Genomic DNA, 13,694 nt, shown 5'->3' with positions numbered 1-13,694 from the left:
CTATTCCCTCCAGCCCACCAGTTCGACACCCTTGGATACATCCACCCGGAAGCCGAGGAAGATCTCGACCGGCTGGCCCGGCGGCAGCGTGAACCGCCACGTCAGCACGCCCAGCTCGGTCCGCTCGGCCGGCGGCGGAACGACCTTCAGCTCCCGCACGACGATGTTCTCGTCCCGGGAGACCGGCAGCTGATCGAGGATCGTGAGCCGGCTGGGCCTCGGCGTGTGGTTGGTGACCCGGATCCGGTACTCCACCTCCTGGCGGCGGGTCGCCCCGAGCGTCGCCTTGGAAGCCTTGCGGTTGACCAGTTCCCGTTCGACGCGCACCCGGTCGTCGACCCCGAGGGCCAGCTCGATCTCCTCGCCCGGCGCCCACGTCTGCAACCCGGTCGTCCCGACGAACTCCCCGGCGGTGAAGACCGACGCCTTGCCCGGCAACAGGGTGTGCTCGCTGGTGTTCGTGACGGTGGCGCGCAGGTGCGCATCGGTGGATACGGCCGGCGCGGTCACGTGGTCCAGCACCACCGCCAGATCGAGCGCGGCCACCGTGGCCCGGTGCTCCTGCCCGTCCGACGGAACGGCCACCGGCCGCGCGGTCCGGTACGTCGCCGCCGTCACGCCCTGGCTCACCGTCGCCGTGGCCTGCACGACCGGCGGCGGCGGGGCGGCCTCCACCGCACTCGCCATCGGCGCGGCGGACGGCATCGGCGGCGGGCCGCCGGGTGCCGCCATCGCCGGCTGCCCGTAGGCGGCGCCGGGGTAGGTCATCGGACGCGGCGGCGGCGGGGGCGTGTACCGGTTCAGGTACCAGGGGTCCAGCTCCGGCACCGTGGCCGTCTCCGCCGGCCGGGCCGTCGACAGCGCCAGTTCGCACTCCGGCCAGTCCTCGCCGCTGCGCTGGCTGACCTGCCCGTACCAGGTGAGCGAGAGCTTCTCGCCGTCGACGCGCACGTCGTAGGAGGAGGTCCAACCGGCGCCGTCGACCATGTACGACAGGTCCAGGAGCAGGTCGGTGCCGCCCTCGCCGACCTCCACGTCGACGGCCGCGGCCGTCCGGTCCGGCTCCCGCCGGTTGCCCGCGGCGGTCAGCCGGCGTTCCAGGGCGGCGATCTCGCGGCCGACCTCCTCGCGCCGCTGCACCAGGTCCCGCCGCCGGGCGTGCGCCTCGGTCAACTGGCTCGTGAGGCTGTCCGCGAACGCCGCCACCGCGTCCGGGTGGGCCGAACCGATCGCCAGCGCCCGCGCGTAGCTCGCACTCGCCCGCTGCCCCAACGACGTGAGGAACTCCGTGTGCCGCAGGTGCACCGCGTCGAGGTCCGCCAGTTCGGCCTGCTCGGCGTCGAGCACGCGGCGGCGTTCCCGCATCTGCGCCACGCCCGGGTCCGGGCTCACCGGCCGGGTGCGCCGCACCACGTCGACGCCCAGCACGGCCGCGTTGCCCTGGCCGCCGACCCGGATCGAGTCGCTGATCAGGTTGGGCGGCAACGGCTCCACGAACACCCGGTGCCGGCCGGCCGGCAGGCGCACCGACCCGCGCCGGGTGACCCGCGCGCGGTGCGGATACACGGTGACGGCGACGATCGGCGCGTCGACGGGCTCGGTGAAGTCTTGATCAGGCGGCAGGCTCACCCGGTCGAGGGTAGTGACGCGAGCAAGGCCGCGAGGCCGGGCACACGATTGCGCTCCGCGAACGCGCGCACGCGGCGTTCGAGCGGCTCGGCGCCCGCCTTGTCGCCGAGCGCCCGCCGCGCCCGGGCCGCCCACAGCGCCGCGAGCACCGCATCGCTGATCCCGCCGATCACGTCGTAGCGCTCCATCGCGGTCGTGTAGTGCGCGGCGGCCGCGGCCCGTTCGCCCCGCACCGTCGCCGCCGCCCCGTCGGCCAGTGCCGCCGCCGCCTCGACCCAGCGGTTGCGGTTGAGCGCCGTCGCGATGACCTCACCGACCAGCGCCGCCGCCTCGGGCACCGCCTCCGCGGTCAGCGCGCCCGCGTGCCCCAGCGCCGACAGCCACTCGAGGGTGACCCCGGTCGGCGCCGAACGCCACAGCCGCACCGTCTCCTCCAGCAGCTCCACGGCCCGGTCGAACTCCCCGTACAGCGCGTGCCCGAGCGCCCCGTACGACAGCGCGCAGAACGTCAGCCGGTTGAACCCGGAGCGGCGCGCCGTCTCCAGGCAGCGGGTCAGCTCTCCCCGGGTCGGCTCGCCGCGCAGGATCCGCAGGCACGCCCGCCGGCCGCGCAGCTGGAGGTCCCACTCCTTGGTCTCGTCGCCGTCGCCGTCGAGATAGTCGTCGGCGGCGCGCATCAGGGTCACCCAGTCGCCGCGGAACCAGGCCAGCTCGGCCTCCTCGTCGTGGCTGACCACCAGCGTCACCTGGGCGCCCTGCGCGGCCGTGCTCTCGGCCTCCAGCGCGGCGGCCCGGGTCAGGTCGCCCTCCTCCTGCAGGGCGAGGGCGAGGTTGGCCAGTGCGCGGCGCAGCGCGGGCAGGCGCCGGGTGCGGCAGAGTGTCACGGCGCGTTCGAGGTCGTCTACGCCGGCCCGGTCGCCGCCGACGTAGCGCGCCATTGCCTGCGTCACCAGCGCGTTGGCCGCGTGGTCGGCCAGGCCCAGCCGCGCGGCGAGGTCGCCGGCCGCGCGCGCCTCCGGCAGCGCCCGCGCGTGCTCGTACTCCATCAGGTGCAGCCGGGACAGCTCGGCCAGCGCCTCCGCCTTCGCCGGGTCGTCGGGCAGCGCGTCGAAGATGGCCACGGCCGCCTCCAGGTGCGAGCGGGCGCGGTCCCGGTCGGCGCGCATCAGCTCGGCCTGCCCCAGCAGCGTCTCCGCCCGCGCCTCCCCGGAACGGTCCCCCAGCTCGCGCGTCACGTCGATCAGCCGGGCGATGTCCTTCGGCCCGCCGTCGCGGTAGAACCGGTCCGCGTCGGCCAGGAACGACAGCCGCAGCCGCAGCAGCTCCGTCTCCCGCCGCTGCCCGATGTCGTCGCCGGCGGGCCAGTGGTTCAACGCCTGCTCGATGTGCCCGAGCGCGGTCTCCACGGCGTACACCGCGAACGCCGCCTCGCCCGCGGCCGTCAACGCCCGACGCGCCCCGAGCGCGTCCTCGGCCGTCTCCTCGCCCAGCTTCGTCGCCAGTTCCAGCGCGGCCACCCGGTGGTGCGCCACCGCGGCGGCGAGATCGTGCCGCCCCTCGACCGAGGCGTCCGAGAAGTAGGCCGCCGCGCGCCGGTGCAGCGAGGCGCGCTGGGCCCGCGGCAGCCGCCGGTAGGCGACATCGCGCATCAGCAGGTTGCGGAACGTCAGCTCGGTCGTCCCGACCAGCAGCGACACCTGGTTGGCCTCGAGGATCCCGCGCCGCTGGAGCACGTGCAGGCTGGACTCGACCGTGGCGTCCTCGACGTCGAGCATCGCGCACACCGCGCCGGACCAGACCGTGTCGCCGAGCACCGCCGCCGCGTGCAGCACGGTGCGCGACTCCGGGTCGAGCAGGTCGATACGGTTGGCCAGAACGCCGTGCACCGTCTCCGGGATCGCCATGTCCATGCCCAGCTCGGGCTCGGTGTCGACGGCCCGCTCGGCGAGCATCCGCACGTACTCGACCGCGTAGAGCGGGTTGCCGGAGACGATGGTGGCCAGGCGCTCGGTGAGCCGCTCGGGCAGCCGGTGGCGCACCAGCAGGTTGCGGATCAGCTCGTGCTGCTGCGCGCCGCGCAACGGGCCGAGCGAGATGGTCAGCTTGCCCGGCAGCGCGGCCGCCCAGGTGGGCTGGTCCTCCAGCAGCTCCGGCCGGTAGGTGCACAGCACGAACAGCGGAACGTCGCTGGCCGCCTTCACCAGGTCGGTCAGGAAGCGCGGCATCGCCGGGTCGGCGAAGTGCAGGTCCTCGACGACCAGCACGGTCGGCATGTGCGCGGCGAGCGCCAGCAGGATCTGCCGCCACGCGGCGTCGATCTCCCCGGGACTCACCGGCCGGCCGGGCAGCCCGGCGAGCGGTCCGAGCAGGCGGGTCAGCCGGTCCACCTCGCTCGCCGGCAGTATCTCCGACAGGGAGGCCGCCAGCTGCTCCCGCGCGGTCGCCACGTCGTCGGTCTCGTAGACGTTCGCCTGCGCCTTGACGATCTCCGCTAGGGCGCCGTACGGGCCGCTCTCCCCGTAGGGCAGGCAGCGGCCGACCCGCCACCGGACGAAGATCTCCTCGGAGGCGTCGATCCGCCGCCACAGCTCCCGCACCAGACGGCTCTTGCCCAGCCCGTGCGGCCCGACCAGGGAGACCAGCTGCGCCTGCCGGCTCGCCACGCAGTGCACCAGGGCGGCGTTGAGCACGTCCAGCTCGTGCGCCCGGCCGACCAGCGGCGTGTCCTCGACGTCCTCGTCGAGGCGCACCCGGGCGGTCTCGCGGGCGACCCAGACGTTCATCGGCGCGGACTTGCCGGCCAGGCTGATCGTCTCGGCCTGCTCGGCGTAGCGGATCGAACCGATCGTGGCCCGCCGGGTCGGCATGTCGACGAGGACGCTGCCCTTGGGGGCGTTCTGCTGGAGGCGGGCGGCCGTCGCGACCACGTCGCCGGAGGCGAGCACCTCGCCGCCGTGCCGGGCCGCGGCCAGGTCGACCAGCGCCTCGCCGGTCGCCACGCCGACGCTCGCGCGCATCCGGTAGCGCCCGGCCAGGAGCCGCCCGTCGAGCGCGCGTTGCAGCTCCAGACCGGCCGTCACGGCCCGCAGTGCGTCCAGCTCGGTCTGCACGGGAACGCCGAAGACCGCCATCACCGCGTCGCCGATGTACTTCTCGACGATCCCCTGGAACCGGCGGATCACCGCACTGGCCGTGGCGAAGTAGGAGACCTGGAGCCGGCGCAGGTCCTCCGGGTCCAGCCGCTCGGCGACGCTGGTGAACCCCGCCAGGTCGACGAAGAGCACCGACACCACGCGCCGCTCCTCGCGCACCGCCGGCCGGGTGCCGCGGCTGTCGATCTGCAACGCGTTGCCGCAGTACGTGCAGAACTCGGAGCCCGGCGCCACCATCGTGAAGCAGCCGGAGCACACGATGGGCAGCGCGGTGCCGCACCGGCCGCAGAACCGGTGGCTCGGATCAGCGGGGGCGCGGCACTTCGGGCAGGCTCGGTCGATGGCGTACCCCGGCAGCGGCTCCTCCATCATCGTGCGGACATCATCCCAAGCACCGGCCTCAACCGGAACACTCGATCAGCTATCGGGCAGAGGACATGTGGCTATCGGTACCCGGGTGTCGCACCTCCGACTGTGCGGTCACAGCGCACCCGGCACGCCGTAGCGTTGCGCGCGGCCCGTCGTATGCTGCGGCGGAATCAAAACCGCGGATGGATGGAGGGGGGAACATCATGAGCCAGCCGACCGGCGGTGAGGGCACTGACGGCAAGGGCGTCACGTCCACCGGTGACGACAACACCACTGATGGCAAGGGCGTCACGTCCACGGGTGACAGCGAAACCCAGGGCAAGGGCGTCACCTGAGCCGCTGAACTTTTCGAGGCGCCGGTCTGTCCCCAGTCGGGACGACCGGCGCTTCTGTTCGTTTGAGCGGGGCGGCTAGCATCCGCCGGAAATGGACCGATCTTCGCCGGAGGTGCCCGCATGGCCGGCCCCGTGACGACGCTGTCGCCCGGTATCCGCCGGGGTGCTCTCGTGGCGCTCTGCGCCGGCTGGGCGGCCGTTCTCGCCGGTGTGGTCGCGGCACGCAACGGCGCCCCGCTGGACATGGACATGGCGGTGCGCGATCTCGTCGACGCCGCCGGTGACGGTGCCGGTCCCCGCGTGGCGGCCGCGTTGACCCAGGTCGGCGCCGGGCCGGTGCTCTACCCCGTGCTGCTCGTGCTGTGTGCGCTCGGCCTGCGTTCGCGGCGCACCGCGCGGGTCTTCCTGCCGGTCGCGGGGCTCGCCGCCGGGCAGGTCGTCGAGATCGTGCTCTTCGCCTCCCTGGACCGGCCGGCGCCCGGCGGGCTGGTGCGCACGACGTTCTCGTCCGGGCACTCGGCCGCCGCCGTGCTGGGCTGGGGGCTCGTCGCCTGGCAGGTCGGCCGGCTGCGGCGTCCCGAGGGCGGGCCGGCGCCGCGGTGGCTGTGGCCGTTCGCGGTCGCGGCGGGTGCGCTGGTCGGGGCGACGCGTGTCTACCTGGGGGTGCACTGGTTCTCCGACGCGGTCGCCGGGGTGCTGGTGGGGGCCGTTCTGCTCGCGACGGTGCTCGTCGTCCTCGAACGGGTCACCCGCCACGCCGGCCCGTACACGAGAGAGCGAACCTGGCTGCGCACGTCGCCGTGGGCCTGGAGCATTCCGGCCGCCGCCGCGGTCGTCCCGCTCGCCGGCATCTTCGCGCAGCCCGGCCCGGAACGCCTCAAGGACATGCTCGTCTACCACGGCGCGGGCGGTTCGGCCGGCGCCGGCGAGAACCTGTACGCCTACCGCACGGTCTTCTCGATGCCGTTCACGTATCCGCCGTTCGCGGCCCTGATCATGGAGCCGCTGTCGCGGATGCCGCTGGGGCTGGCGCAGTTCCTGTGGACGGCGGCGTCGCTGGCGGCGGTGGTCGGCGTGGCGGCGTACGCGCTGCGGCCCGTCGCCGACCGCATCGGCCTCCCGCTCACGGTCGCCGCCCTCCTGGTCAGCGCGCCGGTGCGCAGCCACCTGCGGTTCGGGCAGGTGGGGCTCTTCCTCGTCCTGCTCGTGGCGCTGGACCTGCTGCGCCGCCGCCGCGCGGGGGACCATCCGCTGCGGCCGGGCCTGGGGCTCGGGCTGGCCATCGCGATCAAGCTCACGCCGGCGGTGTTCCTGCCGTGGCTGCTGGTCACCGGCAAGTGGCGCCGCCTCGGCGGAACGATCCTCTGGGCCGGCGCCGCCACGCTGGTGGGCCTGCTGCTGCTGTGGCCCAGTTCGATCGACTACGTCCTGCGCGCCTCGCGCGACACGACCCGCTTCGGCCTCAACGACATCCCCGGCAACCAGTCCGTGCGCGGCATGCTGCTGCGCGCGATGGCCGACGGGCCCGCCGAGTACGCGTGGCTCGCCTGCGCCCTGGCGCTCGTGCCGCTCGCCACCTGGCAGGCGTGGCGCTGCGAACGCGCCGGCAACCGCCTCGCCGCCGTCGGCGTGCTCGCCGCCCTGTCCGTGGCCGTCTCGCCGATCTCCTGGGTGCACCACCTGGTGTTCCTGACGCTGCCGATCGCCGCTCTCGCGGCGGCCGGGCGCTGGTGGCTGGTGTCGGCGTGGTTCCTGGTGCTGGTGATCAGCTTCCCGTTCATCGGCCGGGCCCTGGAGTTTCCCCTGTTCACGAACCTCCAGGGCCTCACGGCCGTCGCGGCGATCCTCCTTCTGCCGGCGCTTACAGCCCGTACGCCTCCAGCAGCCGCAGCCACACCTCCGACACCGTCGGATACGACGGAACCGCGTGCCAAAGACGTTCCAGCGGAACCTCTGCCGTGACCGCGACCGTGCCCGCGTGCAGCAGCTCGGCCACCTCGGACCCCACGAACGTGACCCCGAGCAGCACCCGGCGGTCCTCGTCGACCACGGCGGACGCCTTGCCCGGGCCGTCGGCGCGCAGGTAGGCGCCGGAGACGCTGGGCAGCTCGTACTCGACCACGCGGATCGTGTGGCCGCGCTCGCGGGCCTGCGCCGCGGTCAGCCCCGCGGCCGCCACCTGCGGGTCGGTGAAGACCACCTGCGGCGCGCCGCGCCCGTCGGCCCCGGCCCGCAGCGACGACCACGGCCCGTCGTCCTCCTTGTCGCCGCGCGCCCGCGCGACGATCACGTCCCCACAGACCCGGGCCTGGTACTTCCCCATGTGCGTGAGCAGGTTGCGCCCGTTGGCGTCCCCCACGACATACAGCCATCCCTCGGGAACGTCCTTCGCCCGCAGCGAGTCGTCGACCTCGACGTACTTCCCCTCGGGCAGCCCCACGGACGGCAGCCCGATGCCGGTGGTGTTCGGCGTGCGCCCGGTCGCGACGAGGATCTCGTCGGCCTCGACGGTGCTGCCGTCACCGAGGTGCACCGTCACCGGCCCGCCCTCGACCGGCCGCTCGACGCGGGTCACGTCGGCCCGCAGCCGCACGTCGATCCCCGACTCGCGCAGCGCCTTCTCGACAGCCTCCCCCGCGAACGGCTCGTTGCGTGGCAGCAGCGAACCGCCGCGCACCAGCAGCGTGGTCTCCGTGGCGCCGAGCGCGTGCAGCGCCTGCCCCATCTCGCAGGCGACGACCCCGCCGCCCAGCACCACGAGCCGCCGCGGAACGCTCTTGACCCCGGTCGCCTCCCGGTTGGTCCACGGCTTCGCCTCGGCCAGCCCCGGCACGTCCGGGATCAGCGCACCCGTGCCGGTGCCCAGAACGACGGCGTGCCGCGCCACGAGCACCCGGTCGCCGACCGCCACCCGCTTCGGCCCGTCGAGCCGCGCCTTCCCGCGCACCAGCGTCGCCGGCACCGACGCGATCCACTTGGCCTGCCCGCCGTCGTCGTAGTTGCTGACGGCCTCGTCGCGCCGGGCGAGCACCGCCGCCGCGTCGATCCGCCCCACGGACAGCCCCGGCACCCGCTCGGCCGCGGCGTGCAACTCCACCGGCCGCAGCAGCGCCTTGCTGGGGATGCACGCCCAGTAGGAACACTCCCCGCCGGCCAACTCCGACTCGACGATCGCGGCCGACAGCCCGCCGCGCACGGCCCGGTCGACCACGTTCTCGCCGGCCGGCCCCGCCCCGATCACCACAACATCAAACGTCTCCTCCACGCAGGCCACCCTACAGAGATCGGCGTCCAGGACTCCCGCATCCGCGCAAGCGATCACCACCCCGTAAGAGCACGCTGCGGACGGCGAAACAAAGAAAGAGGCCCGGCGCCAAGGCCGAGCCCCTTCCGATTTCTTCAAGAACTAAAAGCCCGGAGGCCCCCAGTACCACGGCTGGGACTGGGTGTTGAGGGTGCCGATGCGGTTGAGCTTCGCCGTCCACACCCGCCAGTCGTTGACCTCGAGCACGTCGAGGCCCTTCTGGATGTCGTTGGAGAAGACGAATCCGTTGTACCAGTACGCCGACCAGGAGCCACCGGTGATCGCCTGGGTGTCGGACAGCGGCCCGCGCTCCCAGTAGCCGATCTCGACCGGGTGCGCCGAGTCGGTGAAGTCGAAGACCGAGATGCCGCCCTGGTACCAGGCCTGCACCATGATGTCGCGGCCGAGGACCGGGACGAGCGAGCCGTTGTGGGCGACGCAGTTCTCGGTGTTGGCGTTGGTCCGCGGGATCTTGTAGTAGCTCTTGAACTCGAGCGTGCGGTTGTCGCCGCGGCCGTGGATGTCGTAGATGGCGTCCGCACCGCGGTTCGGCCCGATGGTCGGGTTGCAGGTGGGCGCGCCGCCGCCGCCGAGTTCGTCGGTGAAGATGACCTTGTCACCGGACTGGTTGAACGTCGCCGAGTGCCAGAACGCGAAGTTGGTCGTGTCCCGCACGCGGCTGATCACGCGGGGCGCCTCCGGGTCGGCGATGTCCATCAGGATGCCGTCACCCATGCAGGCGCCGGCCGCGATCCGCTTCGCCGGGTAGGCGGTGATGTCGTGGCAGCCGGTCGTCGCCGAACCGGTGGGGCTGCCCGGGAATCCGCCGTCCGGGAACAGGTTCGGCGTGCCGATCAGCGCCGCCGACGTCGGGTTGCGCAGTGGGACCTTGACGATCGAGATCAGGTCGTGCGGCGGCTGGCAGTCGGGGAACGTCGCGTTCGGGGAGTACGAGGAGACGTAGAGGTAGGCGGTGCGCCGGTCGGCGCTGGGCACCAGCGTGTGCGTGTGCGAACCGCAGTTGGTCTCGACGGACTTGATGTAGCGCGGGGCCGACTTGTTGCTGATGTCGAAGATCTTGATGCCCTCCCACGACTCCTTGATCGTCGCGGACTGGGTCGTGCTGTTGCACGAGTCGTCGTTGCGCGAGGTGTCCGTGGAGAGGAACAGCAGGTTGCCGTAGACCGTGATGTCGTTCTGCGAACCGGGGCACAGCACCTGGGTCACGATCTTCGGCCGCTTCGGATTCCTGACGTCGTACACCATGAAGCCGTTGTAGTTGCCGGCGTAGGCGTATCCGTCCTGGAACGCGATGTCGGAGTTGAGCGCCGTCAGCGCGTCGAACGTGCCCTGCTTGGGGATGTTGGCGACCTGGCGGATGTTGGGGCTGCTGGAGATCTCGTCGGGGGCCAGCGTGGCGCCCGCGTCGTCCATGGCGGTGCCGTCGAGACAGAGTTCGGCGAAGTTGTCGCCGGCCGCGGCGAGCGCGGCACAGTCCACAGTGGACGGACTAGCCTGGGAGGGCGTGGCCACGAGGCCCGTACCGAGCACGACGGCCGTCGCCAGCAGTGCGCCCGCCCGGAGTCGCCACAGCCCTCGTGGGGTGTCTGCGATCATGTACATCCCCTTACGCGGATCGATGGGTTGGGTGGACATTACGCCGTACACACGTCCGTCGATGTGACGTGCATCACTTTGTGGAACCGATCATCATCAATTGCCCATATCGATGACGCCGTTACCGTGTAGCCATGCCCAAGCTCCCCCGGCGCGCAGTCCCCGTCGCTCTCGCAGTGGCCGTATCGGCCCTGGTCGCGGGCTTGTTGATCGCAAACGGCGGCGGAGCGGACGACGACGCGGCGCGGCCCTCGGCGAGCCCTACAACATCCCCTATACCTGTCGTGCTGCCCGGCCGTCCCGGCGAGTCAGGGGCCGTCGTGGACTCCGACGACGTCACCGCGCCCGACGGATCGGTGTACAACCAGCTCGACGTGACGTTCGTGCGGATGATGATCGTTCACCACGGGCAGGCCGTGCAGATGGCCACCCTGGCCCAGGGCCGGGCCGGCAACCCGCAGGTCCTCGCCGTGGCCGAACGCATCCGTGGCGCACAGCTGCCCGAGATCACGCTGATGAAGGGCTGGCTGGAGTTCCGGAAGCTGCCCGTGGACGATCCGCGCGGCGGCCACGACCACACCACGATGGCCGGCATGCAGACGCCCGAGGCGATCAGGGCGCTGGCGGCCCTGTCCGGGGCGGAGTTCGACAGGCGGTTCGTGGCGATGATGTCGGCGCATCACGAGGGGGCCCTGAAGATGGCCACGGACGTGCTGAAGGTCGGCAAGAACCAGCAGATCGACGAGCTGGCCACCTCGATCGTGGCCGAACAGTCCATCGAGATCGCCCGCATGCGCGAGATCGTCAGCGGCTAGCTGTTTTCCTTCCAGAGGTCCCGCACCGGTTGCCAGGAGCCGCCGGCCTGGTCCTTCCAGTTGGCGACCACGAAGCCGGCGACCGGCTTGGAGGTGTCGTCCCACCAGAGGCCGGCGAAGACCCGCCCGTCGTCGACCTTGAACCCGTACTCCAGATAGTCGCCCTCGGAGTTGCCCGACGAGGTGCGCTTCTTGGACGGCGCCTCCAGCCCGGGAACCAGCGCCGCATTGTCGCTCGCCTGACGCACGCGGCGCTCGCGGGCCTTGTCGCGTTCCTCGACCGAGGCGTACTGCACGAAGTACACGTCCATCGCGGAACTCTGGCAGAAGATGCGCACGACCTCGCCGTCGCCCAGCGTCGGGCCGCCCGAGTCGTCATGCCGGGTGCAGTTGCGCACGCGGGGCAGCCACGAGTCGGCAAACGGCCGCAGCTCCGCCGGGAACTTCGCCTGGTCGGCCGAGGTGCCCACGGACGGCGCCGGGGAGGCGGCCGCGGTCGACGGCCCCTTCGGCGGGTCCTTCGGGTCGTCACCGGTGCCGAACAGGAAGAACCCCCCGACACTCAGCAGCAGCAGAACGACCACCGCACCGGCGACGATCCCCAGGATCAGGGTGCGGCGGGAACCCGGCTCGGTCGGCTCGATGCGCGGCTGCCAGCCGCCGGGGTCCGGCTCGGCCGGGTAGCTCGTCCAGCCCTGCTGCGCGGGATCCGCCTGCGGATCCTGCTGCGGCGCGTAGGAGAAGCCGCCGTGCGCAGCCGGGTCGGCCGGCGCGAAACCGTGCTGCCCCGGATCATTCGGCGGGAAGCCGTGCTGGCCGGGATCGGCCGGCGGGAAACCGCCGTGCGGCGGCGCGCCGGCGGGTGGGAACCCGCCCCGCTGGCCGGGATCGGCGGTCGGGACGGCGGCGTACTGCGCCGGATCGACGGGCGGGGTCGCCGGGAAACCGCCGAACGGCGCGGGATCGGCGGGCCGGAAGCCCCCGTGTGCGGCCGGATCGGCGGGCGGCGGCCCCGGCGGGAAACCGCCGGGCGGTGCGGGATCGCCGTGCGGCGGGGCGGGGGCGTATGCGCCCTGCGGCGGCGGGAAGGCTCCCGGGTGCGCCGGGTCCGGCCCTCCGGGGACGCCGCCCCGGTAGGCGGGATCCGGCTCGTGCGGCGCCGGCGGGAACGAGCCCTGATAGAGCGGAAACGCGCCGCGCCGCGGTGGATCCGACGACGAGCCACCCGACCCGGGCGCGAAACCGCCCTGCGCGGGCGAGCCGTCCTGCGGCGAGGCCGGAGGGAAGCCGCCCTGCGCCCCGGGCCCGCCCTGGCCGGGCGGCGGACCGCCCTGCGGGGACGGCGCACCGAATCCGCCCTGCGAGCCGGATCCACCCTGCGGCGGCGGATACCCGCCCTGCGACTCGGATCCGCCCGGCCCCGGCGCGAAGCCGCCCTGCGAGCCGGATCCGCCCTGGGCCGGTGGGAAACCGCCGTGCGGCGGCGGATAACCGCCCTGCTGCGGCAGCGTGAAGCCACCCTGCGCGGACGAGGCCGGGGGCACTGAGGCCGAGCCATAGGGCCGTCCTCCCTGCCCGGGCACCCCGGAGGTGGGCGCGGCTCCAGACGTGGGCGCCGCGGAGGAGGGCGGCCCGGAGGCGGGCATTCCCGAGGTGGGCGCGCCCGACGTGGGCCCCGCCCCGCCGGATGTGGGCGCCCCGGACCACGGCCCCTCGCCCGGGACCGGATATCCGCCGGGCGCCGACCCGCCCGAGGCCGGCGGCGCACCGGCCCACGGCGACTCACCGGGACGCGGCGGCGGCACGTACACCCGCGCCGTCCCGGTCGCGGGCGGACCGCTGGCAGGCGGACCGCTCACCGGCGGCCCACTCGTCGGCGGCCCGCTCGTGGGCTGCGCCCCACCGGCCGGCGGGAAGGAGCCGGGCGGCCCACTCACCTGCTGCGCCCCACCCGCGGGCGGGAAGGAGCCCGCAGGAGGGCCCGACGGCGGCGGAAAGGAGCCGGCCGGCCCACCAGCCGACGGACCGGGGGGCGGCGGTGGGAAAGGAGCCGGTGGGAAAGGAGCCGGTGCCCCGGCCGCGTGCGGCCCCGAAGCCGGCGGCCCCAGAGGCCCGGGGAAGGAAGGCGGCGGAAAGGCGGGCGGCGGAAAGGACCCCGGCGCGGACTCCGGCGGCGGTGGCGCCGGCGGGACCGAGGTCGGCGGCGCGGAGATCGGATAGACCGGCGGCGCGGGCAACGTCGGCTGACCGCCCGGCGCGGGAGACGTGGGAGCCGGCGGCGGCGACGCCTGCTGGCCGTACAACGGATGCGGCGAAGGCTCCCGGCGTTCGTCCCCGCCGGGGCGCCCGCCCGTGCCTTCACTCACGTTCACCAAAATAGCAATGCGGCGCAGCCGGCCGACATCGATCTCCACCTGATCCGCCCTCCCGAAGACCCTCTATATGCAGTAGCGTTTCGCGCCGCGGAGGCATC

9 protein-coding genes are annotated in these 13,694 nt (G+C 73.4%); 4 read left to right on the top strand and 5 right to left on the bottom strand.

The genetic code is table 11. The annotated features are described in order from the left end of the window. Both Val02_RS16695 and Val02_RS16690 read right to left on the bottom strand, forming a co-directional pair. Positions 1-1,629 (bottom strand): mucoidy inhibitor MuiA family protein, encoded by a 1,629-nt coding sequence (locus Val02_RS16695; protein ID WP_275415580.1) that lies wholly within the window; start codon positions 1,627-1,629, stop codon positions 1-3. After that, positions 1,626-5,153 (bottom strand): adenylate/guanylate cyclase domain-containing protein, encoded by a 3,528-nt coding sequence (locus Val02_RS16690; protein WP_203899985.1) that lies wholly within the window; start codon positions 5,151-5,153, stop codon positions 1,626-1,628. The genes Val02_RS16695 and Val02_RS16690 overlap by 4 nt, the downstream gene beginning before the upstream one ends. Before the next feature lie 200 nt (positions 5,154-5,353). Here Val02_RS16690 and Val02_RS48215 point away from each other — a divergent pair, with 200 nt between their 5' ends. Then, complete coding sequence (locus Val02_RS48215) at positions 5,354-5,485, top strand: hypothetical protein (RefSeq protein ID WP_275415579.1); 132 nt, start codon at positions 5,354-5,356, stop codon at positions 5,483-5,485. 120 nt (positions 5,486-5,605) lie between these two features. After that, the gene (locus Val02_RS16685; protein ID WP_203899984.1) at positions 5,606-7,447 is read left to right on the top strand and encodes a glycosyltransferase 87 family protein; all 1,842 of its coding nucleotides are present in this window, start codon (positions 5,606-5,608) and stop codon (positions 7,445-7,447) included. Here the strand turns inward: Val02_RS16685 and Val02_RS16680 are convergent. Beyond that, on the bottom strand, positions 7,347-8,750 hold the full coding sequence (locus tag Val02_RS16680) for a dihydrolipoyl dehydrogenase family protein (protein ID WP_203899983.1): 1,404 nt from the start codon (positions 8,748-8,750) through the stop codon (positions 7,347-7,349). The two genes, Val02_RS16685 and Val02_RS16680, sit on opposite strands and share 101 nt — an antisense overlap. A 141-nt stretch (positions 8,751-8,891) precedes the next feature. Then, positions 8,892-10,406: an LVIVD repeat-containing protein gene (locus tag Val02_RS16675; RefSeq protein WP_203899982.1), complete on the bottom strand. Its 1,515-nt coding sequence runs from the start codon at positions 10,404-10,406 to the stop codon at positions 8,892-8,894. Between the two features lie 320 nt (positions 10,407-10,726). Between Val02_RS16675 and Val02_RS16670 the strand changes: the two genes are divergently transcribed. Beyond that, on the top strand, positions 10,727-11,221 hold the full coding sequence (locus tag Val02_RS16670; RefSeq protein WP_239153023.1) for a DUF305 domain-containing protein: 495 nt from the start codon (positions 10,727-10,729) through the stop codon (positions 11,219-11,221). Here the strand turns inward: Val02_RS16670 and Val02_RS48210 are convergent. Next, the gene (locus Val02_RS48210; protein WP_203899980.1) at positions 11,218-12,765 is read right to left on the bottom strand and encodes a hypothetical protein; all 1,548 of its coding nucleotides are present in this window, start codon (positions 12,763-12,765) and stop codon (positions 11,218-11,220) included. The genes Val02_RS16670 and Val02_RS48210 overlap by 4 nt on opposite strands. A gap of 46 nt (positions 12,766-12,811) precedes the next feature. Between Val02_RS48210 and Val02_RS16660 the strand changes: the two genes are divergently transcribed. Beyond that, positions 12,812-13,441: a hypothetical protein gene (locus Val02_RS16660; protein WP_203899979.1), complete on the top strand. Its 630-nt coding sequence runs from the start codon at positions 12,812-12,814 to the stop codon at positions 13,439-13,441. Positions 13,442-13,694: the final 253 nt, after the last annotated feature.

Origin of the sequence: Virgisporangium aliadipatigenens, from assembly GCF_016863615.1 — a bacterium.
Lineage (GTDB): Bacteria > Actinomycetota > Actinomycetes > Mycobacteriales > Micromonosporaceae > Virgisporangium > Virgisporangium aliadipatigenens.
Note: the sequence above shows the minus strand (reverse complement) of the source record. Positions and strands in the feature narration are given on the sequence as shown.